Genomic DNA, 26,821 nt, shown 5'->3' with positions numbered 1-26,821 from the left:
GACGGCCGTCTAGAACGTGCCCTGCGGGCGCGACAGCTTCGCGCGCTCGAACAGGGTGACTCGCTGCCAGCTGTGCGGGCTGTAGCGCAGCATGTCGATCGGCTCGGCCCAGAGGTTCCGGGGCTTGAGGCTCTCGGTCTCCGCCTTCGAGGCCAGCGCGCTGAGCGCCGCGACCAGGGCCGCGATCTCCTCATCTGTCGGGTTGCCGCTGAGCACCTGCACGTCGGCGGCTTTCACCTTCCCGGAATCGCTTTCAGCGGCTACGGTTTCGCTGGTCTCGTCGGTCACGGACGCACCTTCTTCATTCGTCACAGCGGAATGTTTCCGTGCTTCTTCGGTGGGAGCCGCACGATCTTGCGATCGAGCAAGCGCAGCGAGGTGGCGATGTAGCCGCGAGTGTGCGACGGCGGGATGACCGCGTCGACGTATCCGCGCTCGGCAGCCATGTACGGGTTCACCAGGGTGTCCTCGTACTCGGCCTGCAACTGCAGGCGCAGGGCGTCCACATCGTCACCGTTCTTGGACGCCTCGGCCAGCTGCGAGCGGTACACGAATCCGACCGCACCGGAGGCACCCATGACGGCGATCTGTGCGGTGGGCCAGGCGACGTTGACGTCAGCACCCATGTCCTTGGAGCCCATGACGCAGTACGCGCCACCGTAGGCCTTGCGGGTGATCACGGTGATCTTCGGAACGGTGGCCTCGCCGTACGCGTACAGCAGCTTGGCGCCACGCCGGATGATGCCGTTGAACTCCTGCTCGGTGCCGGGCAGGAAGCCGGGCACATCCACCAGAGTGATGATCGGGACACCGAAGCAGTCGCAGGTGCGGATGAACCGCGCGGCCTTCTCCGAGGCATTGATGTCCAGGCAGCCCGCGAACTGGGTGGGCTGGTTGGCGACGATGCCGACGCTGCGGCCATCGACACGGCCGAAGCCGACGATGATGTTCTGAGCGTATCCGGCCTGCACCTCGAGGAACTCGTCGTCGTCGAGGATGCGGGTGATGACCTCGTGCATGTCGTACGGCTGGTTCGGGGAGTCCGGAATCAGCGTGTCGAGCTCGATGTCCTCGTCGGTGAGGTGGTCTTCGATGGCGCCGTCGGTCGGCTCCGGTCCCGGATAACGCGGCGGCTCGGAGGCGTTGTTGGATGGCAGGTAGCTCAGGATGTCGCGGACGTAGTCGAAGGCGTCCTGCTCGCCGGAGGCGACATAGTGCGTGGTGCCGGACTTGGCCTCGTGGGTGTGTGCGCCACCCAGCTCCTCCATGGTGACGTCCTCACCGGTGACGGTCTTGATGACGTCGGGACCGGTGATGAACATCTGGCTGGTCTGGTCGACCATGACGATGAAGTCCGTCAGCGCGGGCGAGTAGACGTGGCCACCGGCGGCCGGGCCCATGATGAGCGAGATCTGCGGGATGACGCCCGACGCGATGATGTTGTTGTGGAAGATCTGGCTGTACAAGCCGAGGGAGACCACGCCCTCCTGGATGCGGGCGCCGGCGCCCTCGTTGATGCCGATGAGCGGGCGGCCGGTCTTGAGGGCCAGCTGCTGCACCTTGACGATCTTCTCGCCGTACACCTCGCCGAGGCTGCCGCCGAACACCGAGACGTCCTGGCTGAAGATGCACACGTCACGGCCGTCGATGGTGCCGAAACCGGTCACCACGCCGTCGCCGAGCGGGCGCTTCTCGCCCAGTCCGAAGTTTGAGCTGCGGTGCTTGGCCAACGCGTCCAATTCCACGAACGAGCCCTCGTCCAGTAGCGCGTAGATGCGCTCACGGGCGGTCAGCTTGCCCTTGGCGTGGATCTTGTCGACGGCGGCCTCGCCGACCGGATGCAGTGTCTCCTCGCTGCGCCGACGCAGATCGGCGAGCTTGCCCGCGGTGGTGTGGATATCGGGCTCGGTGGTCGTCATGGGTCCCGATGTTATCGCGCTGCACCCGGGAGAACGCGCATGGGCCTTAGAGAGTTCTCAGAAATTTTCTCGAATGGATGTTCACCGATAGCGGTACATAGAAGGAGATGGACAAACAGCCCGCACTGGATGCCGACCTGGTGTTCATGATCGTGTCCCGTTTCGACCAGCTCGAGGGGGCCGACGCGGAGGTCGCGGTGCGTTCGGCGGCGGAACTGGCCGAGTGTCCGGTGGGTGTCCGCTGGTCCGAGGACGCCGAGCCCACGGTATGGCTGGAACGCGAGGGGCCGGCCCGATCCACCGACGAGCTCCTGTTGCACCGGCTGCACCACGTGCTGCGCCGATCTGTGCCGGATGTCGTACCAGCCGCCCTGCATATGGACGATCCAGCACTGGTCGAAGTGCTGTTGTCCAGCGGTTCGCAACCCGAGGATCGGGTGCGCGCGGCGTGCCTTCTTGGTCTGGATGACGCACGGGAGCTGCGGGTGTTGGCGATCTCCGCACCGGCGGATGCGCGGCAGCTGCTCGCCAGGGCGCTGCCGGACCGGGTGATCCGCGCTGCAACCATCGGGCGGGTCGGAGCCCTGATATGCCAGGCGAGCGAGGACACCAAGACCTTGTCGGATCACCTGGACACCGTGATAGTCGGTGAGTTCCCGGCATCGCCCCGCGCGGTGCCGGGCCCCTGGATCGGGATCGGATCCAGCGTCGCCGTCATCGAGGCGCCGACATCATGGAGTCAGGCACAGCGCGCGCTGCGCTTTGCGTCCTCCACCGGCTTCGGGCGGCGTGCCATCGCGTACGAGCGGCTCCGCCTGCTGGAAGTGCTGGCGGACATCCCCTCGGCGCGGCTGCGCGAGATCGACGATGTGGTGCGGATCGATCAGATCGCGTCCACGCCCGCCGGTGCCGTCGAGGTCGACACTCTCGAGGCGCTCTGCCAGTTCGGCACGCTGCGCCGTACGGCTGCCGAACTGCATGTGCACCACAGCACCGTCGCTGCCCGTATTCAGCATGTCGAGCAGCTGATGGGGTGGGACCTCGACGATCCGATGGACAGATTCCTGGCCACCTTCGTGCTGATGTTGCGGCGGATATCGCTATCCACCGCGGAGTTAGCGGGCGGGCAGCCGCCACATGTCGGGCACGCCGCCGATTTTTCTCGACGGCTGTCGGGTGACACCGCAGGTGCGAGCGGACACCATTGACCCATGGCAGTCATCGACACCGAACGGACCTGGGAACTGGTCGAAAAGCGGCTTGCTGCAACGACAAACGAGCGGCACCGGGTGGTGCTGGGCGCCGTGCTGCATCACATGAGGCTGGAGCGCGACGCCGATCTCGACGGACTGATCGACACTCTGAGCGCGAATCCGAACTATCACTTCTGGATGGACGGGCAGGATTTCGGGCCCAAAGGCCGCGACGGCGTGCGCACCTACTACGCGGGACTGGTTCAGGGGCGAATGAGCGTCATGGAATTCGAGATGGATCGGCTTCTCGTCGACGACAATTGCGTTGTCACCGAGGGATTCCTCAAACAGATCTATCCCGGTGCCGTCGCGCGGAGCATGGGCTTCCCGATCGAGGACCCCGGCGCCGACTATTTGTTGGTATTCCGCCAGTTGGTGCTGTGGCCGGTCGACGCCGACGGCTTCATCGAGGGGGAGGACTCGTATCACTCGGGGCCGGTGAGCATCACCAAGCTTGCCCCCGACGAGCTACCGCAGGAGTATCGGGAGCTGACGGGCGCATCATCGGCACCATGACCCGCGAGTTCACTTCTCGGACCGATATCGCTGCCATGCTCCTGGACCGTGTCGGCGACAGACATCTAGGGCTCCGTACCCGCGACCGCGACTGGACATGGGATGAGGTGATCGGTGAGTCCGCCGCACGAGGCGAACTCGCGCGGAAGCTGCGGGCCGAGGGGCCCTTCCACATCGGGATCCTGCTGGAGAACGTTCCCGACTTCATCTTCTGGCTGGGCGGTGCCGCACTGGCCGGCGCCACCATCGTGGGTATCAATCCCACCCGAGGACCTGTCGAGATGGCCGCCGAGATTCGTCATACCGACTGTCAGCTGATCGTCACCGACACCCGCAATCTCGATCGGTTGCGGGATCTCGAGCTGGGTCTGACGGTGGACCGGTTTCTGGTGATAGACACGCCCGAATACCTGGCGCAGATCGACGAGAATCGCACTGCGGCATCGGTTTCCCATGGAGTAGGTGCGCAATCGCTGCTCCTGCTGCTGTTCACGTCCGGCACCACGGGTGCTTCCAAGGCAGTGAAATGCAGTCAGGGTCGCCTGGCGGAGATCGCGCACCTGGCCACCGACAAATTCGGGCATCACCGCGGCGACGTCGACTACTGCTGCATGCCGCTGTTCCACGGGAATGCGTTGATGGCGCTGTGGGCCCCGGCGCTGGCCAATGGCGCTACGGTCTGTTTGATTCCCACCTTTTCGGCGTCACGCTTTCTGCCCGACATCCGGTACTTCGGCGCGACGTTCTTCACCTACGTCGGTAAGGCACTCGGATATCTGTTGGCCACCGCCGAGCAACCCGACGATGCCGAGAACCAGCTGGTGCGCGGATTCGGCACCGAGGCCTCGCCGGAGGATCAGGCCGAGTTCCGGCGACGATTCGGTGCGGAGCTGTTCGAAGGTTATGGATCCAGCGAGGGTGGGGGAGCCGTCGTGCTCGATCCCAACGCGCCGCCCGGCGCGCTGGGGCGCCCGGCGCACGAGGGCGTGGTGATCGTCGACCCGGAGACGCTACGAGATTGTGTTGCAGCAGTTTTCGATGAGCATGGACGTGTGCTCAATGCCGATGACGCGGTCGGCGAGATTGTCGACAAACAGGGGCGGCGCGGGTTCGAGGGCTACTACAAGAACGACGACGCGGATGCCGACCGCATCCGTAACGGGTGGTACTGGACCGGTGACCTCGGCTATCTCGATGCCGCCGGGTTCATCTACTTCGCGGGGCGTCGCGGTGACTGGATCCGGGTAGACGGTGAGAACACCTCGGCGCTGACCATCGAGCGGGTGCTGCGGCGTCACCCGGCCGTGATCGCGGCAGGTGCCTATGCGGTACCCGATCCGCGTTCCGGTGATCAGGTGATGGCATCCATCGAGGTGGCCAATCCGGAGGCGTTCGATGTGGAAGGGTTCACCGAGTACCTCGCGAGGCAGGAAGACCTGGGTAGCAAGGGTATTCCACGTTTCCTGCGGGTGTCGGCGAACCTGCCGGTGACGGGCTCCAACAAGGTGCTTAAGCGCGACCTGCAAGCGCAGCGCTGGCATACCGATGAATCCGTGTTCCGTTGGGAGGGAAGGGGCGCGCCGGTGTATCGGCGGATGAGTGCGGATGACAAAACCGCACTCGATGCTCAATTCACGGCATATGGGCGACAACGGCTGCTGTAGAGCGCAGTATTGACGACAAGTCAGCGAAAGGACAGCCCCCGATGACTGACGAAATGATTCGCGAAATCGACAGCGGCACAGTGATGACCCGGTTTGCCCGGGGGTGGCATTGCCTGGGACTGGCCGAGTCGTTCCATGACGGTGAGCCGCACGGTATCGAGGCGTTCGGCACGAAGTTGGTGGTGTTCGCCGACTCGCACGGCGAGATCAAGGTGCTGGACGGATACTGCCGTCACATGGGCGGCGATTTGTCGCAGGGCACCATCAAGGGCGACAACATCGCGTGCCCATTCCATGACTGGCGTTGGGGCGGCGACGGTAAGTGCGCGCTGGTTCCGTACGCCAAGCGCACCCCGAAACTCGCGCGCACTCGCAGCTGGCCCACTCTTGAGGTGAACGGTCAGCTGCTGGTGTGGCATGACCCGGAGGGGTCTGCGCCACCGCCCGAGCTCAGCCCGCTGGCGATCGAAGGCTATGCGGAAGGTAAATGGTCATCATGGCAATGGAACTCGATCCATATCGAGGGATCACATTGCCGCGAGATCGTCGACAACAACGTGGATATGGCGCACTTCTTCTATATCCATCACGCCTATCCGACGTACTTCAAGAACGTCATCGAGGGGCAGACCGCCAGCCAGTTCATGGAGTCCAAACCGCGGCCCGACTTTGTTCCTAACCCCGAAAAGCTTTGGGAAGGAACGGGTGTGCGCTCGGAGGCCACATATTTCGGCCCGGCATACATGATCGACTGGATTCACAACGACCTCGGTCCCGGATTCACCGTCGAAGTGGCGCTTATCAACTGCCACTATCCGGTGACGCACGATTCTTTCGTGCTGCAATGGGGTGTGGCCATCCAGGAGATGCCCGATCTGCCGCCGGATAACGCGCGTAAGCTCGCCGCCGCGATGGCCAGATCATTCGGCGACGGATTCCTGGAGGATGTCGAGATCTGGAAGAACAAGACGCGCATAGACAATCCGTTACTCACTCAGGAGGACGGTGCCGTCTATCAACACCGGCGCTGGTACGAGCAGTTCTACGTGGATCTGGCAGATGTCACGCCGGACATGACGGAACGCTTCGAGATCGAGGTGGACACCACGCATGCCCACGGGGTGTGGGTGCACGAGGTCGAAGAAAATCTTGCCGAGCGGGCCGCCACGGTGTCGCACTGAGAGCCCTAGGCTGAGCGTGTGACCTCGGACAGACTCACCCTTACCGACAGCCCCGGTGGACAGTGGCGCCGCATCGACATCGTCGAGGAAACCGGATCAACCAACGCCGATCTGGTGGCACGTGCCGCGGCGGGGGAGGACATCGACGGTGTCGTGCTGCTGGCCGAACACCAGACCGCTGGCCGGGGGCGTCACGGCCGCAACTGGGGCGCGCCCGCGCGTACGCAGCTGTCGATGTCGGTGGGCATAGGAGTCGGTGAGGTGCCACCGGACCGGTGGGGATTGGTGCCGCTGCTGGCCGGAGTGGCGATCGTCGATGCGGTCGCCGAGGTGTCGGGTATTCAGGCCGGGCTCAAGTGGCCCAACGACGTGCTGGTGGAGGGGCGCAAGCTGTGCGGGATCCTGGCTGAGGTCGCGACACCGCAGTCGGCCATCGTGCTCGGCCTCGGACTCAACGCCACCTTCACCCAACACGAGCTGCCGGACCCCAATGCGACGTCTCTGGCGATCCTGGGCTGGGCCAATCCGGATCGCAACGAGCTGGCGCGCGCGGTGCTGCGTGAACTCGCGGGCCGCATCGCGCATTGGCGCACCGCGAGGGGAGTCGACGAGCAGCTGTTGGAGGATTACCGCGCCCGCAGCGTCACCCTGGGGGCGCGGGTGCGGGCCGAGCTGCCAGGCGAGCGTGAACTGATCGGCGTAGCCGTCGGGCTCGGTAACGATGGACAGCTCCGTATCGAGGCCGCGGACGGCACCGTCACTGCGGTGACGGCGGGCGACATTACGCATCTGCGCCCGCTCAGCGACCAGTAAAGTCGCTGCACGTGGGGTATCCGGAGAACGTACTCGCCGACGACGAGCAGGTGGTGTTGCACCGCCATCCACATTGGAAGCGACTGATCGGCCCGGCCCTGGTGCTGATTCTGTCCACCGGCGTGGCGGCCTTCGTCGCCGCAATGGTCGATAACACCGACTGGCAGCCCACCGCGAAGAACGTGGTGATGATCGCGATCGGTGTTGTCTGGCTGGTGCTGGTCGGCTGGCTGAGTGTGTGGCCATTCTTGAACTGGCTGACCACGCATTTCGTGATCACCGACCGGCGCGTGATGTTCCGTCAGGGACTGTTGAGCCGTTCGGGAATCGATATCCCGTTGGCGCGCGTCAACAGCGTCGAGTTCCGGCACGGCTTGGTGGACAGGATTCTGCGCACCGGCACCCTGATCATCGAGTCGGCATCACAAGATCCGTTGGAGTTTCACGAGATACCGCGAGTGGAGTACGTCCACTCGCTGCTGTATCACGAGGTCTTTGACACCCTCGGTTCAGAGGAGGGCGACAGCCGCTCCACCGGGCGTGGCCGGGAACGGCCACCCGCCACGTGATGCGCTGAGCCGTACAAGCCACGGCCGACCTCGGTGCCGTGATGCACGGTGGTGCTGTTGGGCAGCCCCGTGGGCGGGTGCAACGGGGTGACGTTTTCCGGGTCGGCGCCTGATCCGTCGTCGTCCACCTCGGCCGCGACGAGAGCCACTGGAGTCTCACCGTGGCGCCCGAACTCATCGGGAAACACCCAACGGCGGAAGGCCCAGAACCGGAACGCCATCTGCAGCAAGTTGCCGATGAGGTATGCGCTGATGAAGTCGGCGATGTTCTCGACCGTCAGGCTGACGTTCGGCACGCGCAGTTCAAAGATGTAACTCGACACCCACAGCGGAAGCATGGCGATCAGCACGCCGATGCCGCTGACCGCAAAGAACAGCAGCGCCTCGTGGTGCCGTTCCCGGCCGCCGCGGTCCCGGAAACTCCATTCCCTGTTGAGGATGTAGGAGGCGATGACGGCGATGATGCCGGAGATGATCTTCGCGGTGAGTGGTTTGGGCTCCAGGATCGTCAGCTTGAGCGCGTAGAAGATACCGGAGTCGATGATGAACGTGGTGGCTCCGACGATGCCGAACTTGATCAGCTCGTGGTGCCGCTCGGCGACAGGCCGGATGAACCGGGGCAGCCGGGCGATGGTGGCATCGGCGAAAGACACAAATGGCGAGTGTACGGAAGATGGCATGGCAGTGCGAAGCGGTCCGCAGACCTCATGTGGGTACGGGCGTGTACGTGATCGCCTGATCCTGGCTGCTGACGACGGCTGAGACGGACCGTTCCGGCGGGGCCGTGTGGCCAGCATGACAACATATGTCTGTGCCCGAAACTCCCGTCGTCACCATGATCGGTGGTGGTCAGCTGGCCCGGATGACCCATCAGGCGTCGATCGCGCTGGGTCAGACACTGCGGGTGCTGGCACATGCCGCCGATGAGCCGGCGGCTCAAGTCACCCCCGATGTCGTATTCGGTTCGCATACTGATCTTGATGATCTGCGCCGCGCGGCGAAGGGGGCCACCGTGCTCACCTTCGACCACGAACACGTCCCCACCGCGTTCCTGGAGACCCTGCAGGGCGAGGGCGTCAATGTGCAGCCACCGCCGTCGGCGCTCATCTACGCGCAGGACAAGACGTTCATGCGACGCAAATTGAAGAGCATCGGGGCTCCGGTGCCCGGATTCGCCGATATCAGGACCGTCGCCGACGTCGAGCGGTTTGCCGCGGAGACGGGCAGCCGGGTGGTGCTGAAGGCGGTGCGGGGCGGATACGACGGCCGCGGCGTGTGGATCACCGACGATCTGGATGAGGCGCGCGCGGTGGCCGCCGAGCAGCTGGCGGCGGGCGTAGATCTGCTTGCCGAGGAACGTGTCGACATGCGCCGTGAGCTGTCGGCGATGGTGGCGCGCTCACCGTTCGGGCAGGGTGCCGCCTGGCCTGTGGTGGAAACCGTTCAGCGGGATGGGATTTGTGCGGTCGTCATCGCGCCGGCACCCGAGCTGCCCGAAGAACGGGCGATGGAGGCCGAGCAGCTGGCGCTGCGGATCGCCACCGAGCTCGGTGTGACCGGATGCCTGGCGGTGGAACTATTTGAAACCAATGACGGCCGATTGCTGGTCAATGAGCTGGCGATGCGGCCACACAATTCCGGGCATTGGAGCATGGACGGCGCGCGGACCGGGCAATTCGAGCAGCACCTGCGGGCGGTGCTCGACTACCCGCTCGGCTCCACCGAACCGCTGGCTCCCGTGACCGTCATGGCCAACGTGTTGGGTGCACCTGAGACTCCCGCGATGTCACTCGATGAACGGATGCACCATTTGATGGGCCGCATCCCGGAGGCGAAAGTGCACTTGTACGGCAAGGGCGAGCGTGCAGGCCGCAAGCTCGGGCACGTGAATATCCAAGGCCGCGCGGATGGTTCGCCGAGCGATCCGCAGTATGTGGCCGAGGTGCGTGAGCGTGCCGAGCGTGCCGCGCACTGGCTCTCGCACGCGGTATGGACCGATGGATGGCAAGCGACACACTGATGAGCGCTTGCGCGAAGAAGCGGAGGCACTGATGAGCTTGCGCGAAGAGGCGAAGGCGCTGATAAGCGACTGCGCGACGATGAGAGGACGCTGAATAGTGAGTGCACGGGTCGGCCTGATCATGGGCAGCGACAGTGACTGGTCGGTGATGTCGGATGCCGCGAATGCTTTGGCAGAGTTCGCAATTCCGTTTGAGGTGGGCGTTGTCTCGGCACACCGCACCCCGGCGCGCATGCTGGAGTACGCACAGACGGCCGCCGACCGGGGCATCCAGGTGATCATCGCCGGGGCAGGCGGGGCCGCGCATCTGCCCGGCATGGTGGCCTCGGCCACCCCGTTGCCGGTCATCGGCGTTCCGGTGCCGCTGGCGCGGCTGGATGGTCTGGACTCCCTGCTGTCCATCGTGCAGATGCCTGCGGGTGTGCCCGTCGCGACGGTGTCGATCGGTGGAGCCCGCAACGCCGGCCTGCTGGCCGCGCGCATCCTGGGGGTCTCCGACACGACGCTGCGGGACAAGGTGGTTGCCTTCCAAGCGAGCATGGAAGCAACCGTTTTGGAGAAGGATGAGGCGCTGCGGCGCAGACTATTAGGCGACTAAATTGACCGTGACGTACAGTTAACGGCGACTAACTGTTCGATCCTGGAGGCTGTGATGGCTGGAAACCCGTCGTTTGACCTGTTCAAGCTGGCAGAAGAGCATGACGAGTTGCGTGCGGCGATCCGTGGCCTGGCTGAAAAAGAGATCGCTCCCTACGCCAAGGATGTCGACGAGAAGGCCCGGTTCCCCCAGGAGGCCCTCGATGCGCTGGTCGCCTCGGGCTTCAATGCCGTGCACGTTCCCGAGGAGTACGACGGTCAGGGCGCCGATAGCGTGGCCGCCTGCATCGTCATCGAAGAGGTGGCCCGGGTCTGTGCGTCGTCGTCGTTGATCCCCGCCGTCAACAAGCTCGGCACCATGGGGCTGATCCTCAGCGGCTCCGACGAGCTCAAGAAGCAGGTTTTGCCGTCCATCGCCAGCGGCGAGGCCATGGCCTCTTACGCGCTGTCCGAGCGCGAGGCCGGCAGCGACGCGGCCAGCATGCGCACTCGTGCCAAGGCGGACGGCGATGACTGGATCATCAACGGCAGCAAGTGCTGGATCACCAACGGTGGCAAGTCTTCCTGGTACACAGTGATGGCGGTGACCGATCCCGAGAAGAAGGCGCACGGCATCTCGGCCTTCATGGTGCACAAGGACGACGAGGGTTTCACGGTCGGCCCGCTGGAGCACAAGCTGGGTATCAAGGGCTCGCCCACCGCGGAGCTGTACTTCGAGAACTGCCGGATTCCGGGCGACCGGATCATCGGCCAGCCGGGCACCGGTTTCAAGACCGCGCTGGAGACGCTCGATCACACCCGGCCCACCATCGGCGCGCAGGCCCTTGGGATCGCGCAGGGTGCGCTCGACGCCGCGATTGCATACACCAAGGACCGCAAGCAGTTTGGCCGGTCCATCAGTGACTTCCAGGGTGTGCAGTTCATGCTCGCCGATATGGCGATGAAGGTCGAGGCCGCCCGCCTGCTGGTGTACACCGCGGCGGCTCGTGCCGAGCGCGGCGAGAAGAGCCTGGGCTTCATCTCCTCGGCCTCGAAGTGCTTCGCCTCCGATGTGGCCATGGAGGTCACCACCGATGCCGTGCAGCTGTTCGGCGGCGCCGGGTACACCACCGACTTCCCGGTGGAGCGGATGATGCGCGATGCGAAGATCACCCAGATCTACGAGGGCACCAACCAGATTCAGCGCGTGGTGATGACCCGCGCCCTGCTTGGTTCCTAACTCGCGTTAGGAGAGCGTACGGGTGACCTTTTCGGAGGTGACCCGGCGTTCTTGCGCGCCCGGGTCCGGATTGGCCACCTGCACCAGGGAGGCTCCGGCGATGAGCACTGCCAGCAGATTCTCGATCAGCTTGTCCGGGCTGTCCCAGGAGCCGATGCCCAGCACCCGATCCTCGGCCGTGATGCCTTGCGCCGTGGCACTTTCCCGTGCGGCAGCGGCAACGTCCCCGACGTTGCGGCCGTTCAGGGCGGGCCCGGCACCGGCGGGTGAGAACCGGTCGCCGTGTACCCGGACTGCCGTCGAATAGTCGGTCAATCCCAGCGGCAGGTCCGGTACGGGGCGCCCGAACGCGTCAAGCGACAGCACGCACACCTCGTCGGCATCCGGTTCGTCGCCAAGCGTGCAGAACGCCACGTCGGCATTGTCCTCGCCGCCGAGCACCACTTCGGCTCCGGCCCACCAGATTCCAAGCAGTACGCCCGCTGTCTGCCAATGTGCGGGCAGCCGCACCGCGACCGTGGACCCGGGTCCGGCACCGAATTCGTCACGCAACATGTTGGCGGTCTTGGCCGCCCAGTTGGCCAGCGTCACCGTCGAGAGTTCAATGCGTTCGCCGGAGGCGTCGTCGTAATAGGTGACCCGGGGGGCCGGATTGTTCGCATCGCCCAGCAGCAGCGAGGTGAGATCCATCAGTTGACGCAACGCGGGCCGTTGGCCGCCGTGAAAATCGGCGACGGGGGCGGGGGCGGTGCCTCTTCTTCGGTGGAGGAGCCGGTTTCCGAGGCGGCAGGTGTGGTCTCACGGCCAGAACCCGGGCCGTGGTAGTCGTTGGACAGCACCACGCGCACGGTGTGCTCGGCCAGGCCCGGTTTCTGCACTACCTGCAATCCCAACGCCTCGGCCACTGCCTTGGCGCCCACGTCGTCTGACTCCGCGGCCTGAACCTGGCTGTTGCCGGCATGCTCGGCCTCGTTGTTGCCCACCTTGCCTGCGGTGAATCCCTTGCCCACCAACAGTTCCGACACCGCAGCGGCCAGGCCGTTGATCTGGGTCTCATTGACGACGTCGGCGATCGTCTGGTCCTTGGAATAGGTGGCCTCTTCGGTCTTGCCCTGGGCCTGCTGGTCCAGCAGACCGGATACCCAGCTGCGCACCTGATCGGGATCGACCTTCACGACGCTTTGGGTGCCATCCTCTGTCCAACCATCCTCACGCAGAATGGGAATGGTCGCGAATGCCACGTTGCCCCCGGACAGCTTCTGTAGCTGCTTGATGAAGTCCATGACGTCCCAGCCCTCACTGAGCACCACGGTGCGCGTGATCGCATCGCGCAGCTTGCCCAGCGTGGAGGGGTTGGTGAGTGTGCCCCCGGAGAGCGCCGAGTGCGCCAGTGATGACATCACCACCTGCTGGCGGACCACACGATCGAGGTCACCGCGCGGCAGATCGTGGCGTTGTCGCACGAAACTCAATGCGTTGGGGCCATCGAGTGTCTGCGGACCGGCGGGAAAGTCGGCTCCCGACATCGGTTCGTACACAGCCTCGTTCAGGCACACGTCGACACCACCGAGCGCGTTGGTCATCAGCACGAATCCGAGCATGCTGACCTCGGCGTAGCGATCGACGGTGACGCCGGTCAGCTTGGCCACGGTCTGGGTGAGCGCCGAACGCCCGGCGTCGACGGATTCGCGTTCGGCGGCTTCCAGTGTCTCGCCGGATTCAACGCGTTTCTGACGGTCGTTCTCTTTGGCTTCGCCGTAGACGCCGTTGATCTTTCCCTTGCTGCCATCCGGGACGGTGACATAGGAGTCACGGGGGATGGAGATCGCCGTTGCGGATTTTCCGTTGCTGGGGATGCGGATGAGGATGATGGTGTCGGTATTGGTGGCGGTCTCGTCCCCGGCCCTCAGCATGGACAGCTCGTCCTGTGAGAGCGGATTGCCGTGCGCGTCGCTGCGACTGTCGACGCCCACCATCAGAATGTCGATCGCGCCGTCATCGGGCCTTCCGGCATTGCCGAACAGACCAGGCAGATCGAACCGGGCGATGTTCGGATCGATGTTGCCGATCTTTCCCCAGGCGGCGCCGGTGACCACCATGACGGCGACGGCGGCGAGCGTCGCAATACCCCGCCACAGAGGGCGCGGCGTCTCCGTCTGCGACGAGCCGCTCGCGCGAGGAGCGTGAGGGTCGGTCACGGTGATCCGTTCTTTTCCGGGCCGGGCGTTCGCCGGGCAACGAGTCTCAAGCCTCGTCAAGGCTACGTCGGGGTGGCTCTCATCCCTCGGAAGCGAAGTCGGCGTGCCAGACTCTCGGTGTGCTTGTTATCACCGGAGCGGGCGGTCAGCTCGGCACCCATCTGATTGCCCGTGCCGCGCTTCGCGCCCTCCCTGTTCGCGCCCTGAACTCGGCTGATTGGGATATTACCCGCGACGGCGTGCCCGACGGTGTGGTTGCTGCAGGGGACACCGTGATCAACTGCGCCGCGTACACCGCCGTGGATGCCGCGGAAAGCGACGAGGCCAGGGCGTACGCGGTCAATGCCGAAGGTCCTGCCCGGGTGGCCCAGGCGTGTCGCGAGGTTGGCGCCAGATTGATCCATATCTCCACCGATTACGTGTTCAGCGGTGAGTTCGGTGATGCCGACCCACGCCCGTACCGACCAGGCGACGCCACGGCTCCGGCCGGTGTGTACGCGCGCACCAAGGTCGCCGGAGAACGGGCCGTGCACGATGCCCTACCGACAGCACAGGTGGTGCGCACGGCGTGGGTCTACACCGGCGTCAACGGGGATTTCGTCGGGGTCATGCGGCGATTGGCCGCCGGGGACGGCCCGGTGCGGGTGGTCACCGATCAGACCGGCTCTCCGACCTATGCCGCAGACCTTGCCGAGGCATTGTTGAACCTCGCGGCCTCCGACGTCCGCGAACCGTTGCTGCATGCGGCGGGGGGTGGAGCGGTGAACCGGTTCGACTGGGCGAAGGCCGTGTTCGAGCTGGTCGGGGCGGATACCTCGCGTCTGCAGCCCTGCCTGTCCGTCGATTTTCCGAGCGCAGCGCCCCGGCCGGTGTACACGGCACTTGACGGCGATCTGTGGGCCGAGGCGGGTCTGACACCGCTGCGTCCGTGGCGGGACGCGTTGGCTGAGGCGCTGGCCACACATCAGGGGTAGGTACCCTCAAGCACCGTGCCTGATCCTCATCGCCCGAGTGGCTCGTCGGTGCCGCTCGAGCAGATCGCCGTGGTGACGGTGACGTACTCGCCTGGCGAGCATCTCCATCGCTTCCTCAGAACGCTGCGCCACGCCACCGATCGCCCGCTGCGGTTGATCCTGGCCGATAACGGTTCCACCGACGGAGCGCCCGAAGTGGCCGCCGAGGAGCCCGATGTCGAGCTGCTGCGCACCGGGGGCAATGTCGGCTACGGGAAGGCCGCCAACCTTGGGGTGGCGCAGGTCGATCCCGAAGCCGAATGGATCGTGATCGCGAACCCCGATGTGCAGTGGGGCCCGGGAAGCATCGATGCGCTGCTTGAGGTCGCGCAGCGCTGGCCCGCCGCGGGCGCGCTGGGTCCGCTTATTCGTGAGCCCGATGGTTCGGTGTATCCCTCGGCGCGAGTGGTGCCGTCGCTCGCGGGGGGTGCGCTTCACGCGCTACTGGGATCGGTGTGGCCCACCAACCCGTGGACCGCGGCGTATCGCCAGGACCGGATGGAGCCGTCCGAGCGCATCGTCGGATGGCTCTCGGGATCGTGCCTGCTGCTGCGGCGCAAGGCCTTCGATGCCATCGGCGGGTTCGACACGCGCTACTTCATGTACATGGAGGACGTTGATCTCGGAGACCGGCTGGCACGTGCGGGCTGGCAGAACGTGTACGCGCCGAGCTCGGAGGTCGTGCATGCGAAAGGTCATGCCGCCGGGCGTGATCCGGCACGCAGCCTTACCGCGCACCACGACAGCGTCTACATCTACCAATCAGACCGGCATCCACATTGGTGGCAGGCACCGCTGCGTTGGAGCATTCGGGGCGCACTGGCGGCTCGATCTGCGATCGTGGTGCGCTCGGCCATCCGTGCCAATCGGCGCCGGGACAAGCAAGGAGGGTGATATGTCTGACCATGTGAAAGCCGATGCCGTCATCTTGGTGGGAGGGCAGGGCACCCGGCTGCGTCCACTGACGCTCTCGGCGCCCAAGCCGATGCTGCCGATCGCTGGCTTCCCCTTCCTGACGCATGTGTTGTCGCGGGTCGCCGCGGCCGGGATCGATCATGTGGTGCTCGGAACTTCCTACAAGGCCGAGGTCTTCGAGTCGGAGTTCGGCGACGGGTCCAAGCTGGGCCTGTCGATCACCTATGTCACCGAAACGGAACCGCTGGGTACCGGTGGAGCCATCCGGAATGTGCTGGACCATCTACGCCACGACACCGCCTTGGTGTTCAACGGCGATGTGTTGTCCGGCTTGGACTTGAAAGACCTTCTCGCGCAGCATGAGCAGACCCAGGCCGACCTGACATTGCACCTGGTACGGGTCGGCGACCCGCGCGCGTTCGGTTGTGTGCCTACCGATTCCACGGGCCGCGTGACCGCATTCCTGGAGAAGACCGAAGATCCGCCCACCGACCAGATCAACGCCGGGTGTTACGTGTTCCGGCGCGAGCTGATCGAACAGATCCCCTCCGGGCGGCCGGTCTCGGTTGAGCGAGAAGTCTTTCCAGGACTACTCAGCAGTGGTGCCAAGGTATGCGGATACGTCGACACGAGCTACTGGCGCGATATGGGAACTCCCGAGGACTTCGTGCGCGGCTCGGCCGACCTGGTGCGCGGTATCGCGCCCTCACCAGCGATCCCCGAACATCCGGGTGAGGCGCTGGTGCACGACGGTGCCTCGGTGGCACCGGGCGCGCTGGTGATCGGTGGCACCGTGGTGGGTCGGGGAGCTGAAATCGGGCCCGGGGCACGGCTTGACGGTGCGGTCGTCTTCGACGGTGCCCGCATCGAGGCGGGCGCGGTGGTGGAACGCTCCATCATCGGGTTCGGCGCCCGCATCGGTCCGCGCGCGCTGGTGCGTGATGGTGTGATCGGGGACGGCGCCGATATCGGTGCGCGGTGCGAGCTGTTGCGCGGCGCTCGGGTGTGGCCCGGAATCACCATTCCCGACGGCGGCATCCGGTACTCCTCGGACGTCTAGGGACTCGGCCGCACATCGGCGTCGGACGGCGCGTACTCGGCAGACGAGCCGAACATGCCTGAGGGGTTGGCGTTCTCGATGATCGTCGACGCCTTCGCGCTCGAGAGCGGATTGTCCAGCGATTCCTGGGTGCCGAAGAACGGCAGCAATATCGGCGTGGTTGCCCCAGAGGCGTACACCATGGTGAAGATCCGCAACACGGGGTGATCGGAAACCAGTTCCTCGATGACGCCACGGGACGCGAACTGGGTTTCGGTACACAACGCCTTACCCCCCAGGAAATTGTGGACCAGGGTTGATTCCCTGAGGAAACCGATCACGTCCTCGCCGAGCGCGACCTGTGGGGGATAGCAGGTGCGTGTTTCCTTCACCGATCGGTGGGTGACGGCGATCAGGGTGACCTTGATGACCGCCAACCGGACGGTCCGGGAATCGATATCGATGATGGTGCTGCCCTGGTTCGTCGATCCGGGAGCCAGGAACGCCCCGCCGGCACCGCCGGACGAGCCGGCATAGATCAGTCGTGCCTGGGCGGACATCGCCGGAGTTTCGCGATAGTCCCCGAACTGACTCCCGAGTGCGTTCAGGTGCCCGGCCACGTTCTCGGGTGTAGGGGGTTCTGCGGGTGTGCCCTTGGGATAGACGACGACGCGGGTCAGGGTGGCCGGGACGTCGACGCGGAACGATCCACGGTTGTGGAACGTGGTCTTGGCCAGGACGTGGATGATGGGGCCGGTCGAGCCCACCGGCGTCAACTCGGTCTGCACGTCTATCAGCGGAAGCGAACTGTGCGTCATGTACTCGTTCTGAATCCAGAACTGCACCAACCCAATGAGGGGAAACAGTGCGACGACGGCGATGCCGGTTCTGGTCAGGGCGCCCGCCGCGTACCGGCTCAGATACAGCACCCAGCACAGGGCGACGGCGCCCAATGCCAGCGCGACTCCTGTGATGCCCCCTAGTTGGCTTGCGGGACTACGCAGGTCGAGCAGCCAGACATAGGCGGCAAGACAGATGACGAATACCTGGCTGGCCAGGGGGGTGAGCACCGAACTGTGCCGGTACTTCACAATCACCCCGATCGCCAGCGCGCAGGTGATGCCGATGGCAAGGAGCAGCGCGGTGCCCAGCAGATCCCACGCGTTCTGGGTCAGCGTGGCGTTCTTGGCGGCCAGCCACAACACGATCGTGCCGTCGACGGCGATGCACAACACCAAGAGCACCCGGACTCGCGGTCGTAAGTCCCCGGCAGTGAACGTGTGCTGGGGCTCGTCACCACCGGGGGATGGCTCGCGGTCGGGCTTGGTGATTCTTGCGCTGCCACCGAAGGGGGTCTCAATCTTGATGTCCATGTGCGTCCCCTCACAGAATCGCCGCTGATGAGGGGACGATACGACGGCTCGTTAGGCCGGACACGGGTAATGCACTACCCGACTTTCAGCGCAGTCTGGCGCGGGCCCGCTCGGCCAACACGACCACCGAGGGATCTTCGGCCGGAATCTGGTCGATGGGCCACCAGCGCAGGTCCAGTGATTCGTCGCTGACGGTGATCTGGGCGCCCTCGGGCGCGCGCGCCAGGAACTGCAGATCGAGATGGCGAGTCGGCACACCCAGCGAGCATGTGATCGGATGTACATGTATGCCAAGCAGATTCGGCTCAAGAGTGAGGTCTGCTATCCCGGATTCCTCGGTGGCTTCACGCAGCGCGGCGGCCCGGACGGTGGCGTCCTCATCTTCGCAGTGGCCGCCCAGCTGAAGCCACTTACCCACGCGCGGGTGCAGGGTCAGCAGCGCCTGCGACCCGTCGTGGTTGACCACCAGCGCCGAGGCGGTGATATGGCCTGCGGCGCTGCGGCGACGGCAGGCGTCCGGATTGGCCTCGAGAAAGGCCAGAACGGAGTGCCGCAGGCTGTCCTGCTCGGTATCGGGCGTTTCCCACGCGGAGAGCAGCTCGACGGCGGAAGCTTGCAGACCTGAGATGCGGCTCATCAGAGCTCAACCAGCATCTGGCCGGCAGGAAGGGGAGTGCGGGGTTCCAGTGTCTCCTCGGGGTATCCGTGCGGATATCCGATGGCGATGGCCCCCATCGGTTCCCATGAGGCATCCAGCTCGAGCTGCCTGCGGACGACATCGGCGGCGAAGATGGTGGACCCGATCCAGCAGCTCCCCACGCCCCGCGCCGCCAGCGCCACCAACAGTGCCTGCACCGCCGCGCCCACCGCGACGGTGAACATGGTGTGTTCGGCCGCGTTGCGGCGCTCGTCCGGGTAGTCGTGGGCACCGTCGGGAACCAGGAACGGAATCACGATTTCGGGTGCGTCGTAGAGGATCTGTCCGCGGGCCACCCGTTTCTCGACGGATTCCGGGGTGCGTCCGTCTCCGCTGAGATCCACGGACCATGCCTGTTTCATGGCATCCAGCAGTGCGCGCCGTGTCGCCAGATCCCGTACCCATACGAATCTCACCGGATGGGTGTGATGCGGAGCGGGCGCCGTCAACGCCTCGCCGATGGCTTCCCGTAATAGATCGGAATCTACTGTGATATCAGCGAATTGACGGATAGAGCGGCGTACCAGCACCGCATCGCGGCGCCCCTGCTCCAGCGCTTCCGCGGTGCCGAGCCAGAACAAATCGTCGGGGCCCGAGCGCTGGAGGTCGCGGGCCACGCTGCCGTCGTCGGGCACCGACAGACCCCGCACCACCGCAACTGGTACATCGGTGAGCTTGCCCTTGACAAGGTCGGCGGCGGCGGCGATCTCGTCGACGATGGCCACCTCTGTCACCTGAAGTTCGTTGCCGTGCTTGTCCTTTGCGCCAGCGTAGCCATACAGGACGGGGATGCCGGAGGAACCGATGGCGGCATCGGTCTGGCCATTGCGCCAGGCCCGTCCCATGGTGTCGGTGATCACCACCGCTACGTTCACGCCCAGCTGTCGCGACAGTGCTGCCCGCACCGCCGCGGCGCTGCCATCGGGGTCGGTGGGGAGCAGTACGAGTTCGGCGGTATCGACATTGGACGCGTCGATTCCGGCGGCGGCCTGCACGATGCCGATGGTGTTCTCGGTGATCAGTGTCTTTCCCTTGCGGGCCAGCACGCGGACCGACTCGGAGTCGATCAGTTTGCGCCGCAAGGTGTCCCGCGCTTCGGGATCGGTAGGCGCCGCGACGATGCGGCCCTCGGCCTTGGAGATGATCTTGCTGGTGATCACGATCACATCGCTGTCCCGGATCCATGGTGCCGCCTCGGCGATGGTCTTGGCGACATCGTCGCCGGGGCGGAATTCCGGCAAGTCCGCAATGGGTAGAATCTCCACCGGAGCCGCCGAACCATGTTCCGGTGCAGGGGAATCCGCAGATGAGGTCATAGGGTAACTCCGGCCAGGTCGAGTCCCGCACGCACCATCGCCGCCGTCGCGTCCGGGTCGGTCATGAGCAGCGGAATCGACCGTACCTGAACTCCCGCAATGTGAGCGGCGTCACCCTCGTCGACCAGCCAGCCGTCCAGGATGCCGGTCTGTGAGCGGGCGCCGAAGTGTTCCCCGACACCTTGTGAGCTCACCTCGACACCGATCACGCGCAAACATTCGTCGGCCATTCCGCGGAGTGGCTTACCGGACACGATTGGCGAGTACCCGATGACCGGAGCGGTGGTTGTGCGGAGCGCCCCGCGAACTCCGCCGACCGCCAGGACGGCCCCGATGCTCACCACCGGATTGGAGGGAGCCAGCAAGACGGCATCTGCCTCGGCGATGGCTTCGGCAACGCCCGGGCCGGCCTTTGCTTCGTCCGCGCCGACGAACGCGAAACTGTGGGTCGGTACCTGTGCTCGGTGCTGCACCCACCACTGTTGGAAGTGGATGGCGCGCTGCTCCCCATCGGCGGGGTCGGTGATCACCACGTGGGTCTCGCAGCGGTCGTCGCTGGCGGGTAACAGGCGGACTCCGGGCTGCCATCGATTGCATAACGCTTCGGTGACCGCTGATAGCGGGTAACCGGCTCGCAGCATTTGACTGCGTATCAGGTGAGTGGCCAGGTCCCTGTCGCCGAGCGAGAACCAGTCGGGCTGGGCGCCGTAGGCCGCCAGTTCCTCCATGGCGTTCCACGTCTCGCCCCGGTGTCCCCAGCCGCGTTCCGGATCCACCCCTCCGCCCAGGGTGTACATGCAGGTGTCCAGGTCAGGGCAGATCCTGACGCCATGCATCCAGGCGTCGTCGCCAATGTTCACGATGGCGTTTATCTGATGCTTGCTGGAGTCCGATCCGAGCAAGCGTTGGACGCCGAGCAGGAAGCGCGCTCCGCCGACGCCGCCGACGAGGACGGTGAGTTTCACGCTGACCGACACTAGTGCGCCGGCAATGATGCGACACGCCACGAGGGCGCCACGCCGATTTTGTCGGTCGTAGATGGTATGAATTTTCGTCCTTCGCTTGACCCCGGCAGCGAACACGTGTGTAATCACACCAGTGTCATTCCTCGGGCTGGGTTTGGAAGTTGCAGGCGCAGACCGGGATTCGATCAGATGTTCGAATGGAATGGCCGGGAAGACGACAATGTGGCACGAAACCGGGCACGACGACTGCAAGTGGGAATGGTGAGGAGGCGGGACGATGCTGTTCGGGCACAATGAATTTGGCGCACACGACGAGCTGAGTTCCGGCGTCGGCACGGGTGCGACGGGCTTGCCGCCCGCACGTCCGCATCTGACGTTGGTGCAGAACGATTTTGATGCGCTGATTGGTGTCGCTGATGATCAGTGGCAAGAGAAGGCGCTGTGCGCACAGACCGATCCCGAGGCGTTCTTCCCTGAGAAGGGCGGGTCGACTCGCGAGGCCAAGCGCATCTGCCAGGGCTGCGAAGTCAAGGACGAGTGCCTTGAATACGCACTGGCCAACGACGAGCGGTTCGGTATCTGGGGCGGGTTGTCCGAGCGTGAGCGCCGCCGCCTGAAGCGGGGCATCATCTAACTCCGCGTTCGATCGGGCGGTTAGTCGCCCTCATCGGTGATGGTCGGGTCGATCACCGATGGTTCCACCCCCAGGTGGGTGGCAACCTGCGCCACCAGCAGATCGTGCAGGAGATCCGACAAATCCCCAGATTTCTTCGCGCGTAATTCGATCGGCTTGCGGAATAGGACAATTCGCGCCCGGGTGGTGTTACCCCGGGTGTCCACGCCGGCGGGAATAAGCCTTGCCAGCGGAATCGGTCCGTCGGCGATCACCTCCGGCGGCCATTGCACCGACTCGGGATCCTTGGGTTGGATGCGCGGAATCTCGTCCACCGCGACATCGAGACCCTCCAGCCGCGACTGCCACGCCCGCTCGATGGGTTCATAGGCCTCCAGCACCGCCATATCGAAGCGCTCGGCGCGTGAGCGCCAGCCGGGAACGGTCGGCGGCAAGAGCGGGCCACGGAAATCGCGCCCCCTTCGGGAGCCCTGCGAGCTCGATCCGCTCGCCGAGCCGCCGCGCCGTCCGTCACGTGCCATACGGGGAATGGTAACGGTGTGACTGCTGTGGCTGACGAATCACAACGAGCCGGTCACCCCGGGGTCTCTGCCTGATCACCGGAGGGTCTCAGTGGGTTCACAGCGCGTGTCTGCGGGTCGGAACGTGTTTGCGCACGCTAGCCTCAACGTTTGTGAGAGCCCCCCGTCGCTGCTGTCGACCCGGGTGCCCGAGTTCCGCCGTGGCGACGTTGACGTTCGTCTATGCGGACTCGACGGCCGTGGTTGGGCCGCTGGCCACGTCCAGCGAGCCGCATTCGTGGGATCTGTGCGCGCAGCACGCGAGCCGGATCACCGCGCCCCGTGGCTGGGAGCTGGTCCGGTACAACGGCCCCCTGCCGTCGAATCCCGAGGATGACGACTTGGTTGCCTTGGCCGATGCGGTTCGGGAACCCACCGGAGTGCGGATGGCCGCGGCGGGATTCAGCGAGCCCGCACTCGATATGGGAGGGCCTGCCACCTCGGCTGCTCCCCGGCCCGTGCATCCGGCTCCCGTCGGGCGGCGCCGCGGACATCTGCGGGTTCTGCCGGATCCGGCAGAGTAGTTCTGATCAGGTGCTTTCGGCTTGGCCCGGTGACATTCTGTACCCTCTCGCCGGACGTTCACGTTGGGCACTCGCCGACCACTAGGCTGGCCAGCGACACCTAACGTCCCTCGCTCGACAGATCAATAGGAGTGCTCTCGTCATGGCCCGGTCCGCCGACGCTGTCCACGCAGTCATCAAGGCGTACGACGTTCGTGGCCTCCTGGGCGAGCAGATCGATGAGTCCTTCGTGTTCGACGTGGGTTCTTCGTTCGCACGACTGGTCAAGGCAGAGCAGGCCGACGCCGGCGCGCCATTGCGGATCGTGGTGGGCCGGGACATGCGCGACTCGTCGCCTCCGCTGGCTCAGGCGTTCACCGAGGGTGTCACCGCTCAGGGCGTCGATGTCGTGCAGATCGGACTGGCATCCACTGACCAGCTGTACTTCGCTTCGGGGCTGTTGGATTGCCCGGGAGCCATGTTCACCGCCAGCCACAACCCGGCCGCGTACAACGGAATCAAGCTGTGCCGCGCCGGTGCCAAGCCGGTGGGCAGGGACACCGGCCTGGCCATCATCAGCGAGGAGCTGATCAACGGGGTGCCCGCGCACGACGGTGCGGCGGGCACGATCACCGAACGTGATGTTCTCGCCGAGTACGGCGAGTTCCTGCGGTCACTGGTTCAGTTGAGCGGGGCACGCCCCCTTCGGGTGGCTGTGGATGCGGGTAACGGTATGGCCGGACACACGACACCGGCGGTGCTGGGTGCGATTCCGTCGATTGCGCTCGCGCCGTTGTACTTCGAGTTGGACGGCAACTTCCCCAACCACGAAGCCAACCCGCTCGACCCCGAGAACCTGCGCGATCTGCAGGCCTTCGTGGTGGCCGAGGGTGCTGACATCGGCCTCGCCTTTGATGGCGACGCCGACCGGTGCTTCGTCGTCGATGAGCGCGGACGGGCCGTATCTCCTTCCGCGGTAACCGCTTTGGTTGCGCGTCGAGAGCTGGAGCGGGAAATCGGCGGCACCATCATCCACAATCTGATCACCTCCCGTGCCGTCCCCGAGCTTGTCGTCGAGCACGGCGGAACACCGGTGCGCTCTCGCGTCGGCCACTCGTTCATCAAGGCATTGATGGCCGAGACGGGCGCGATCTTCGGCGGTGAGCATTCCGCGCACTACTACTTCCGGGACTTCTGGGGCGCCGACTCCGGAATGCTGGCGGCACTGCACGTGCTGGCAGCCCTCGGCGAGCAGGACCGGCCGCTCTCAGATCTCATGTCTGATTACGAGCGGTACGCATCCTCCGGCGAGATCAACTTCCGCGTCTCGAATGCCAAGGCATGTATCGACGAGGTGTTGAAGTCGTTTGGCACACAGATAGTTTCGATCGACCATCTCGACGGCGTCACCGTCGACATCGGTAGCGGAACGTGGTTCAACCTGCGCACGTCCAACACCGAGCCACTGCTGCGCCTCAACGTCGAGGCCCGCACCGACGAAGATGTGGCGGGTGTGGTCGCGCGCGTCACCGAGTTGGTCGACCGCACCGAGGCCGCGACCTGATGAAGGCCACCATCGATCTGGACGACGCCGAGGCGCTGTTGGCGGCCGACCGCGATGGTTCGCTGCAGGCCGCTTCGATGGCCGGCTCGCAGGTGCGGGCGGTTGGTACAGCCATCGCCGAGGGTGCCCTGGACCCGCTTCACGTGGAGGACCGGTCGCGCGCGCTCGTGTGGGTCGCGGGCCGCGGCACCGCCGCAACGGCGGGAGCGGTTCTGGCTGGGGCGCTGTCGGATACCGCGAGTCTTCCGTTCGTTACCGCCACCCGGGCTCCGGTGTGGGTGGGCCCCCTCGATGTCATGGTGGTGGCCGGTGACGATGCCGGTGATCCTGCTCTCACTGCTGCGGTATCGATGGGTACCCGTCGGGGTGCCCGGGTGGTCATCGCCGCACCCGATGAGGGTCCCTTGGCGGATTCCGGTGCTGGCCGGGCGATTTCACTGGCGCCCCGGTTGCGGGTGCCCGACACATTCAGTCTTGCTCACAACCTCGCTGTTGGGGCGGCAGTGCTGGGGGTGCTCGACAGGGCCATCGTGCCCGACGTTATGGCGATCGCCGATGAAGTGGATGGCGAGGTGTCCCGGAACACCGTGGGCCGGGAAATCTTCACCAACGCCGCCAAGGTGATCGCGACGCGATTGACCGGTGGACCCGCGGTGTTCTGCGGGGATCGATCGGTCACCGTGGCGCTCGCGCAACATGCGGCGGCAACGCTGCTGCGGCTGACGCAGCGCACCGCTACCGCGTGCGGCCTTCCGCAAGCGTTGGCCGCGATGCGGGATGCGTTGTCGAGCAGGAGCTCTGGTGAGAGCTCATTGTTCCATGACGAGTTCATCGACGGCCCCCGCGGCGATGGCCCACCGCGGATACTTGCCCTTGCCACCGATAGCGACTTCCAATCGGTTGCGGCGCGGATCGATGGTGTCGATGAAGCGCAGCTGGTGAGCACCACCGATCTTGGTGACGTGGCGGCCCGACCGTCGGAGCTCGCGCAGCTGATGATGCTCGCGACACGACTCGAAATGGCCTCGGTGTACGCCCGGCTCGGCGGGGGGAGATCCGGGCTGTGAATCTGCTCAGGGGGGCGATAAGGACGTACGCCTGGGGTTCGCGGACGGCGATCGCCGAGTTCACCGGACGCCCCACACCGACACCGCATCCGGAAGCCGAACTGTGGCTGGGTGCGCACCCTGCCGACCCGGCCTACCTGGAAACCGGTGGTGGCGCAGAGTCATTACTCGATGTGGTGGCCGCAGATCCGGCAGGGCAGTTGGGTCCGGCGTCGGTGGCTGAGTTCGGCGATCAATTGCCCTTCCTGCTCAAGGTGCTGGCGGCGGACGAGCCGCTGTCCCTGCAAGCCCACCCCAGTGCGCAGCAGGCGGCAGATGGATACGCGCGGGAAGAGGCGGCGGGTGTCCCGCTCAACTCTCCGGTGCGCAATTATCGGGATCGCAATCACAAGCCCGAACTGGTTGTGGCGCTGGATCGTTTTGAGGCGCTGGCGGGCTTTCGCGACCCAGGTGACACCGTCGAACTCTTTCGCGCGCTCGATGTCGGCGAGCTGACACCCTATGTGAATCTGTTGGCCGGACAATCCGATGCCGATGGGCTGCGCGCCCTGTTCACCACCTGGATAACCCTTCCGCAGCCCAGCCTGGATCTGTTGGTGCCTGCCGTGCTCGAGGGCGCCGTGCGTTATCTGTCGTCCGGCCACGAGCGTTTCGCTGGTGAGGCGCGCACGCTTCTGGAGTTGGGTGAGCGGTATCCGGCGGACGCCGGAGTACTTGCCTCGTTGTTGTTGAATCGGCTCACGCTGGAACCGGGGGAGGGGATCTACCTGCCCGCCGGAAATCTGCATGCGTACCTGCGCGGTCTGGCCGTCGAGATCATGGCCAATTCCGACAACGTGCTGCGCGGCGGGCTTACTCCCAAGCACGTCGATGTACCCGAATTGCTTCGGGTGCTGGACTTTTCACCCGCCGCCGAAAAGCACCTGCATGTTGAGACCGTCACCGACGGTGCACAGACTCGGTACCTCACGCCCGCCAGGGAGTTCGCGTTATCGCGATTCGATCTGGTGGATGGCGAACGCGTTCCGGTGGAGGTAAAAGGACCGCGGATAGTGCTGTGCACGCGGGGCAGCGTGCGGTTGGACGGTATGGGGCCGGACCTTGACGTTCATGCGGGACAGTCGGTGTGGATACCGGCCGACGGCGGAGATGTGACGCTGACCGGGCAGTCCGACGCCCGTGTATTCATGGCAACAGTTGACGCGGACGCGTGACCGTCCGTCAGG

The 26,821-nt window shown here is 65.2% G+C and carries 26 protein-coding genes and 1 pseudogene; 17 read left to right on the top strand and 10 right to left on the bottom strand.

All coding sequences use genetic code 11. The annotated features are described in order from the left end of the window. Positions 1-9 precede the first annotated feature (9 nt). Both RHO23_RS14055 and RHO23_RS14050 read right to left on the bottom strand, forming a co-directional pair. Positions 10-312, bottom strand: coding sequence for an acyl-CoA carboxylase epsilon subunit (locus RHO23_RS14055; RefSeq protein ID WP_057964449.1), 303 nt, complete (start codon positions 310-312; stop codon positions 10-12). Further along, positions 309-1,919 (bottom strand): acyl-CoA carboxylase subunit beta, encoded by a 1,611-nt coding sequence (locus RHO23_RS14050; protein WP_064409413.1) that lies wholly within the window; start codon positions 1,917-1,919, stop codon positions 309-311. Before RHO23_RS14050 ends, RHO23_RS14055 begins: the two co-directional genes overlap by 4 nt. Positions 1,920-2,026: 107 nt before the next feature. Between RHO23_RS14050 and RHO23_RS14045 the strand changes: the two are divergent. From RHO23_RS14045 to RHO23_RS14020, 6 genes and pseudogenes are all read left to right on the top strand, one after another. Continuing rightward, positions 2,027-3,046, top strand: a pseudogene (locus RHO23_RS14045) (PucR family transcriptional regulator); the annotation flags it as partial. An 84-nt stretch (positions 3,047-3,130) separates the two neighbouring features. Next, positions 3,131-3,688, top strand: coding sequence for a nuclear transport factor 2 family protein (locus RHO23_RS14040; protein WP_064409412.1), 558 nt, complete (start codon positions 3,131-3,133; stop codon positions 3,686-3,688). After that, on the top strand, positions 3,685-5,352 hold the full coding sequence (locus RHO23_RS14035) for an AMP-binding protein (RefSeq protein WP_423487963.1): 1,668 nt from the start codon (positions 3,685-3,687) through the stop codon (positions 5,350-5,352). The genes RHO23_RS14040 and RHO23_RS14035 overlap by 4 nt, the downstream gene beginning before the upstream one ends. Positions 5,353-5,393: 41 nt before the next feature. Next, entirely contained in the window at positions 5,394-6,533 is a 1,140-nt protein-coding gene (locus RHO23_RS14030; protein WP_423487962.1) for a Rieske 2Fe-2S domain-containing protein, read from the top strand. 18 nt (positions 6,534-6,551) lie between these two features. Continuing rightward, positions 6,552-7,346: a biotin--[acetyl-CoA-carboxylase] ligase gene (locus RHO23_RS14025; protein ID WP_070927277.1), complete on the top strand. Its 795-nt coding sequence runs from the start codon at positions 6,552-6,554 to the stop codon at positions 7,344-7,346. Between the two features lie 11 nt (positions 7,347-7,357). Next, positions 7,358-7,915, top strand: coding sequence for a PH domain-containing protein (locus RHO23_RS14020; RefSeq protein ID WP_057964444.1), 558 nt, complete (start codon positions 7,358-7,360; stop codon positions 7,913-7,915). Here RHO23_RS14020 and RHO23_RS14015 read toward each other — a convergent pair. Continuing rightward, the gene (locus RHO23_RS14015) at positions 7,831-8,568 is read right to left on the bottom strand and encodes a GtrA family protein (RefSeq protein WP_423487961.1); all 738 of its coding nucleotides are present in this window, start codon (positions 8,566-8,568) and stop codon (positions 7,831-7,833) included. The genes RHO23_RS14020 and RHO23_RS14015 overlap by 85 nt on opposite strands. A gap of 158 nt (positions 8,569-8,726) precedes the next feature. On the opposite strand from RHO23_RS14015, the gene RHO23_RS14010 reads away from it, so the two are divergent. The 3 genes from RHO23_RS14010 to RHO23_RS14000 all read left to right on the top strand — a co-directional run bounded on the left by RHO23_RS14010 (position 8,727) and on the right by RHO23_RS14000 (position 11,751). After that, positions 8,727-9,935: a 5-(carboxyamino)imidazole ribonucleotide synthase gene (locus RHO23_RS14010; protein WP_109421152.1), complete on the top strand. Its 1,209-nt coding sequence runs from the start codon at positions 8,727-8,729 to the stop codon at positions 9,933-9,935. Positions 9,936-10,032: 97 nt separating this feature from the next. Then, on the top strand, positions 10,033-10,533 hold the full coding sequence (gene purE, locus RHO23_RS14005; protein WP_030096886.1) for a 5-(carboxyamino)imidazole ribonucleotide mutase: 501 nt from the start codon (positions 10,033-10,035) through the stop codon (positions 10,531-10,533). A gap of 54 nt (positions 10,534-10,587) precedes the next feature. Continuing rightward, the gene (locus RHO23_RS14000; RefSeq protein WP_030096887.1) at positions 10,588-11,751 is read left to right on the top strand and encodes an acyl-CoA dehydrogenase; all 1,164 of its coding nucleotides are present in this window, start codon (positions 10,588-10,590) and stop codon (positions 11,749-11,751) included. A gap of 6 nt (positions 11,752-11,757) precedes the next feature. Here RHO23_RS14000 and RHO23_RS13995 read toward each other — a convergent pair whose 3' ends face one another. Together RHO23_RS13995 and RHO23_RS13990 are read right to left on the bottom strand one after the other, a co-directional pair. Further along, on the bottom strand, positions 11,758-12,444 hold the full coding sequence (locus RHO23_RS13995; protein ID WP_423489236.1) for a TIGR03089 family protein: 687 nt from the start codon (positions 12,442-12,444) through the stop codon (positions 11,758-11,760). Then, positions 12,441-13,949, bottom strand: coding sequence for an LCP family protein (locus RHO23_RS13990; protein ID WP_064409400.1), 1,509 nt, complete (start codon positions 13,947-13,949; stop codon positions 12,441-12,443). The genes RHO23_RS13995 and RHO23_RS13990 overlap by 4 nt, the downstream gene beginning before the upstream one ends. Before the next feature lie 119 nt (positions 13,950-14,068). Between RHO23_RS13990 and rfbD the strand changes: the two genes are divergently transcribed. The 3 genes from rfbD (at position 14,069) to RHO23_RS13975 (ending at position 16,937) form a co-directional block, all read left to right on the top strand. After that, complete coding sequence (gene rfbD, locus RHO23_RS13985; RefSeq protein ID WP_064409399.1) at positions 14,069-14,923, top strand: dTDP-4-dehydrorhamnose reductase; 855 nt, start codon at positions 14,069-14,071, stop codon at positions 14,921-14,923. A 69-nt stretch (positions 14,924-14,992) separates the two neighbouring features. Continuing rightward, positions 14,993-15,856 (top strand): glycosyltransferase family 2 protein, encoded by an 864-nt coding sequence (locus RHO23_RS13980; protein ID WP_064410405.1) that lies wholly within the window; start codon positions 14,993-14,995, stop codon positions 15,854-15,856. 1 nt (position 15,857) lies between these two features. Beyond that, the gene (locus RHO23_RS13975; protein ID WP_030096892.1) at positions 15,858-16,937 is read left to right on the top strand and encodes a sugar phosphate nucleotidyltransferase; all 1,080 of its coding nucleotides are present in this window, start codon (positions 15,858-15,860) and stop codon (positions 16,935-16,937) included. Here the strand turns inward: RHO23_RS13975 and RHO23_RS13970 are convergent. The 4 genes from RHO23_RS13970 to cofD all read right to left on the bottom strand — a co-directional run bounded on the left by RHO23_RS13970 (position 16,934) and on the right by cofD (position 21,267). Further along, positions 16,934-18,289 (bottom strand): hypothetical protein, encoded by a 1,356-nt coding sequence (locus RHO23_RS13970; protein ID WP_070915208.1) that lies wholly within the window; start codon positions 18,287-18,289, stop codon positions 16,934-16,936. The genes RHO23_RS13975 and RHO23_RS13970 overlap by 4 nt on opposite strands. A gap of 85 nt (positions 18,290-18,374) precedes the next feature. Continuing rightward, positions 18,375-18,926, bottom strand: coding sequence for an NUDIX hydrolase (locus tag RHO23_RS13965; RefSeq protein WP_423487960.1), 552 nt, complete (start codon positions 18,924-18,926; stop codon positions 18,375-18,377). Further along, positions 18,926-20,302, bottom strand: coding sequence for a coenzyme F420-0:L-glutamate ligase (locus tag RHO23_RS13960; protein WP_423487959.1), 1,377 nt, complete (start codon positions 20,300-20,302; stop codon positions 18,926-18,928). Before RHO23_RS13960 ends, RHO23_RS13965 begins: the two co-directional genes overlap by 1 nt. Beyond that, positions 20,299-21,267 (bottom strand): 2-phospho-L-lactate transferase, encoded by a 969-nt coding sequence (gene cofD / locus RHO23_RS13955; protein WP_030096896.1) that lies wholly within the window; start codon positions 21,265-21,267, stop codon positions 20,299-20,301. Before cofD ends, RHO23_RS13960 begins: the two co-directional genes overlap by 4 nt. A gap of 379 nt (positions 21,268-21,646) precedes the next feature. Between cofD and RHO23_RS13950 the strand changes: the two genes are divergently transcribed. Beyond that, the gene (locus tag RHO23_RS13950) at positions 21,647-21,901 is read left to right on the top strand and encodes a WhiB family transcriptional regulator (RefSeq protein WP_030096897.1); all 255 of its coding nucleotides are present in this window, start codon (positions 21,647-21,649) and stop codon (positions 21,899-21,901) included. Positions 21,902-21,921: 20 nt separating this feature from the next. On the opposite strand, the gene RHO23_RS13945 is transcribed toward RHO23_RS13950, so the two are convergent. Then, a complete protein-coding gene (locus RHO23_RS13945; RefSeq protein WP_064409395.1) occupies positions 21,922-22,422 on the bottom strand; it encodes a metallopeptidase family protein in 501 nt (166 codons plus the stop codon). Positions 22,423-22,574: 152 nt separating this feature from the next. On the opposite strand from RHO23_RS13945, the gene RHO23_RS13940 reads away from it, so the two are divergent. From RHO23_RS13940 to manA, 4 genes are all read left to right on the top strand, one after another. After that, positions 22,575-22,985: a DUF3499 domain-containing protein gene (locus RHO23_RS13940; RefSeq protein WP_075908115.1), complete on the top strand. Its 411-nt coding sequence runs from the start codon at positions 22,575-22,577 to the stop codon at positions 22,983-22,985. A 142-nt stretch (positions 22,986-23,127) separates the two neighbouring features. Then, positions 23,128-24,528: a phosphomannomutase/phosphoglucomutase gene (locus tag RHO23_RS13935; RefSeq protein WP_423487958.1), complete on the top strand. Its 1,401-nt coding sequence runs from the start codon at positions 23,128-23,130 to the stop codon at positions 24,526-24,528. Continuing rightward, positions 24,528-25,595, top strand: coding sequence for a hypothetical protein (locus RHO23_RS13930; protein WP_030096901.1), 1,068 nt, complete (start codon positions 24,528-24,530; stop codon positions 25,593-25,595). The genes RHO23_RS13935 and RHO23_RS13930 overlap by 1 nt, the downstream gene beginning before the upstream one ends. Beyond that, the gene (gene manA / locus RHO23_RS13925) at positions 25,592-26,809 is read left to right on the top strand and encodes a mannose-6-phosphate isomerase, class I (RefSeq protein ID WP_070915198.1); all 1,218 of its coding nucleotides are present in this window, start codon (positions 25,592-25,594) and stop codon (positions 26,807-26,809) included. The genes RHO23_RS13930 and manA overlap by 4 nt, the downstream gene beginning before the upstream one ends. The last annotated feature ends 12 nt before the right edge of the window (positions 26,810-26,821 follow it).

Source organism: Mycobacteroides sp. PCS013, from assembly GCF_049532645.1.
In the GTDB taxonomy this organism is placed as follows: Bacteria; Actinomycetota; Actinomycetes; order Mycobacteriales; family Mycobacteriaceae; genus Mycobacterium; species Mycobacterium gwanakae.
The sequence above is the reverse complement of the archived record's forward strand: the minus strand, read 5'-3'. Positions and strand labels throughout refer to the sequence as shown.

Excerpts from the sequence above, each read along its gene's own strand:
- RHO23_RS14000 (WP_030096887.1), top strand. The coding sequence starts at position 10,588 with ATGGCTGGAAACCCGTCGTTTGACCTGTTCAAGCTGGCAGAAGAGCAT.
- RHO23_RS14030 (WP_423487962.1), top strand. The coding sequence starts at position 5,394 with ATGACTGACGAAATGATTCGCGAAATCGACAGCGGCACAGTGATGACC.
- RHO23_RS13975 (WP_030096892.1), top strand. The coding sequence starts at position 15,858 with ATGTCTGACCATGTGAAAGCCGATGCCGTCATCTTGGTGGGAGGGCAG.
- RHO23_RS13970 (WP_070915208.1), bottom strand. The coding sequence starts at position 18,289 with ATGGACATCAAGATTGAGACCCCCTTCGGTGGCAGCGCAAGAATCACC.
- RHO23_RS14035 (WP_423487963.1), top strand. The coding sequence starts at position 3,685 with ATGACCCGCGAGTTCACTTCTCGGACCGATATCGCTGCCATGCTCCTG.
- RHO23_RS13960 (WP_423487959.1), bottom strand. The coding sequence starts at position 20,302 with ATGACCTCATCTGCGGATTCCCCTGCACCGGAACATGGTTCGGCGGCT.
- RHO23_RS13935 (WP_423487958.1), top strand. The coding sequence starts at position 23,128 with ATGGCCCGGTCCGCCGACGCTGTCCACGCAGTCATCAAGGCGTACGAC.
- RHO23_RS13930 (WP_030096901.1), top strand. The coding sequence starts at position 24,528 with ATGAAGGCCACCATCGATCTGGACGACGCCGAGGCGCTGTTGGCGGCC.
- RHO23_RS13945 (WP_064409395.1), bottom strand. The coding sequence starts at position 22,422 with ATGGCACGTGACGGACGGCGCGGCGGCTCGGCGAGCGGATCGAGCTCG.
- RHO23_RS14040 (WP_064409412.1), top strand. The coding sequence starts at position 3,131 with ATGGCAGTCATCGACACCGAACGGACCTGGGAACTGGTCGAAAAGCGG.
- RHO23_RS13965 (WP_423487960.1), bottom strand. The coding sequence starts at position 18,926 with ATGAGCCGCATCTCAGGTCTGCAAGCTTCCGCCGTCGAGCTGCTCTCC.
- RHO23_RS14050 (WP_064409413.1), bottom strand. The coding sequence starts at position 1,919 with ATGACGACCACCGAGCCCGATATCCACACCACCGCGGGCAAGCTCGCC.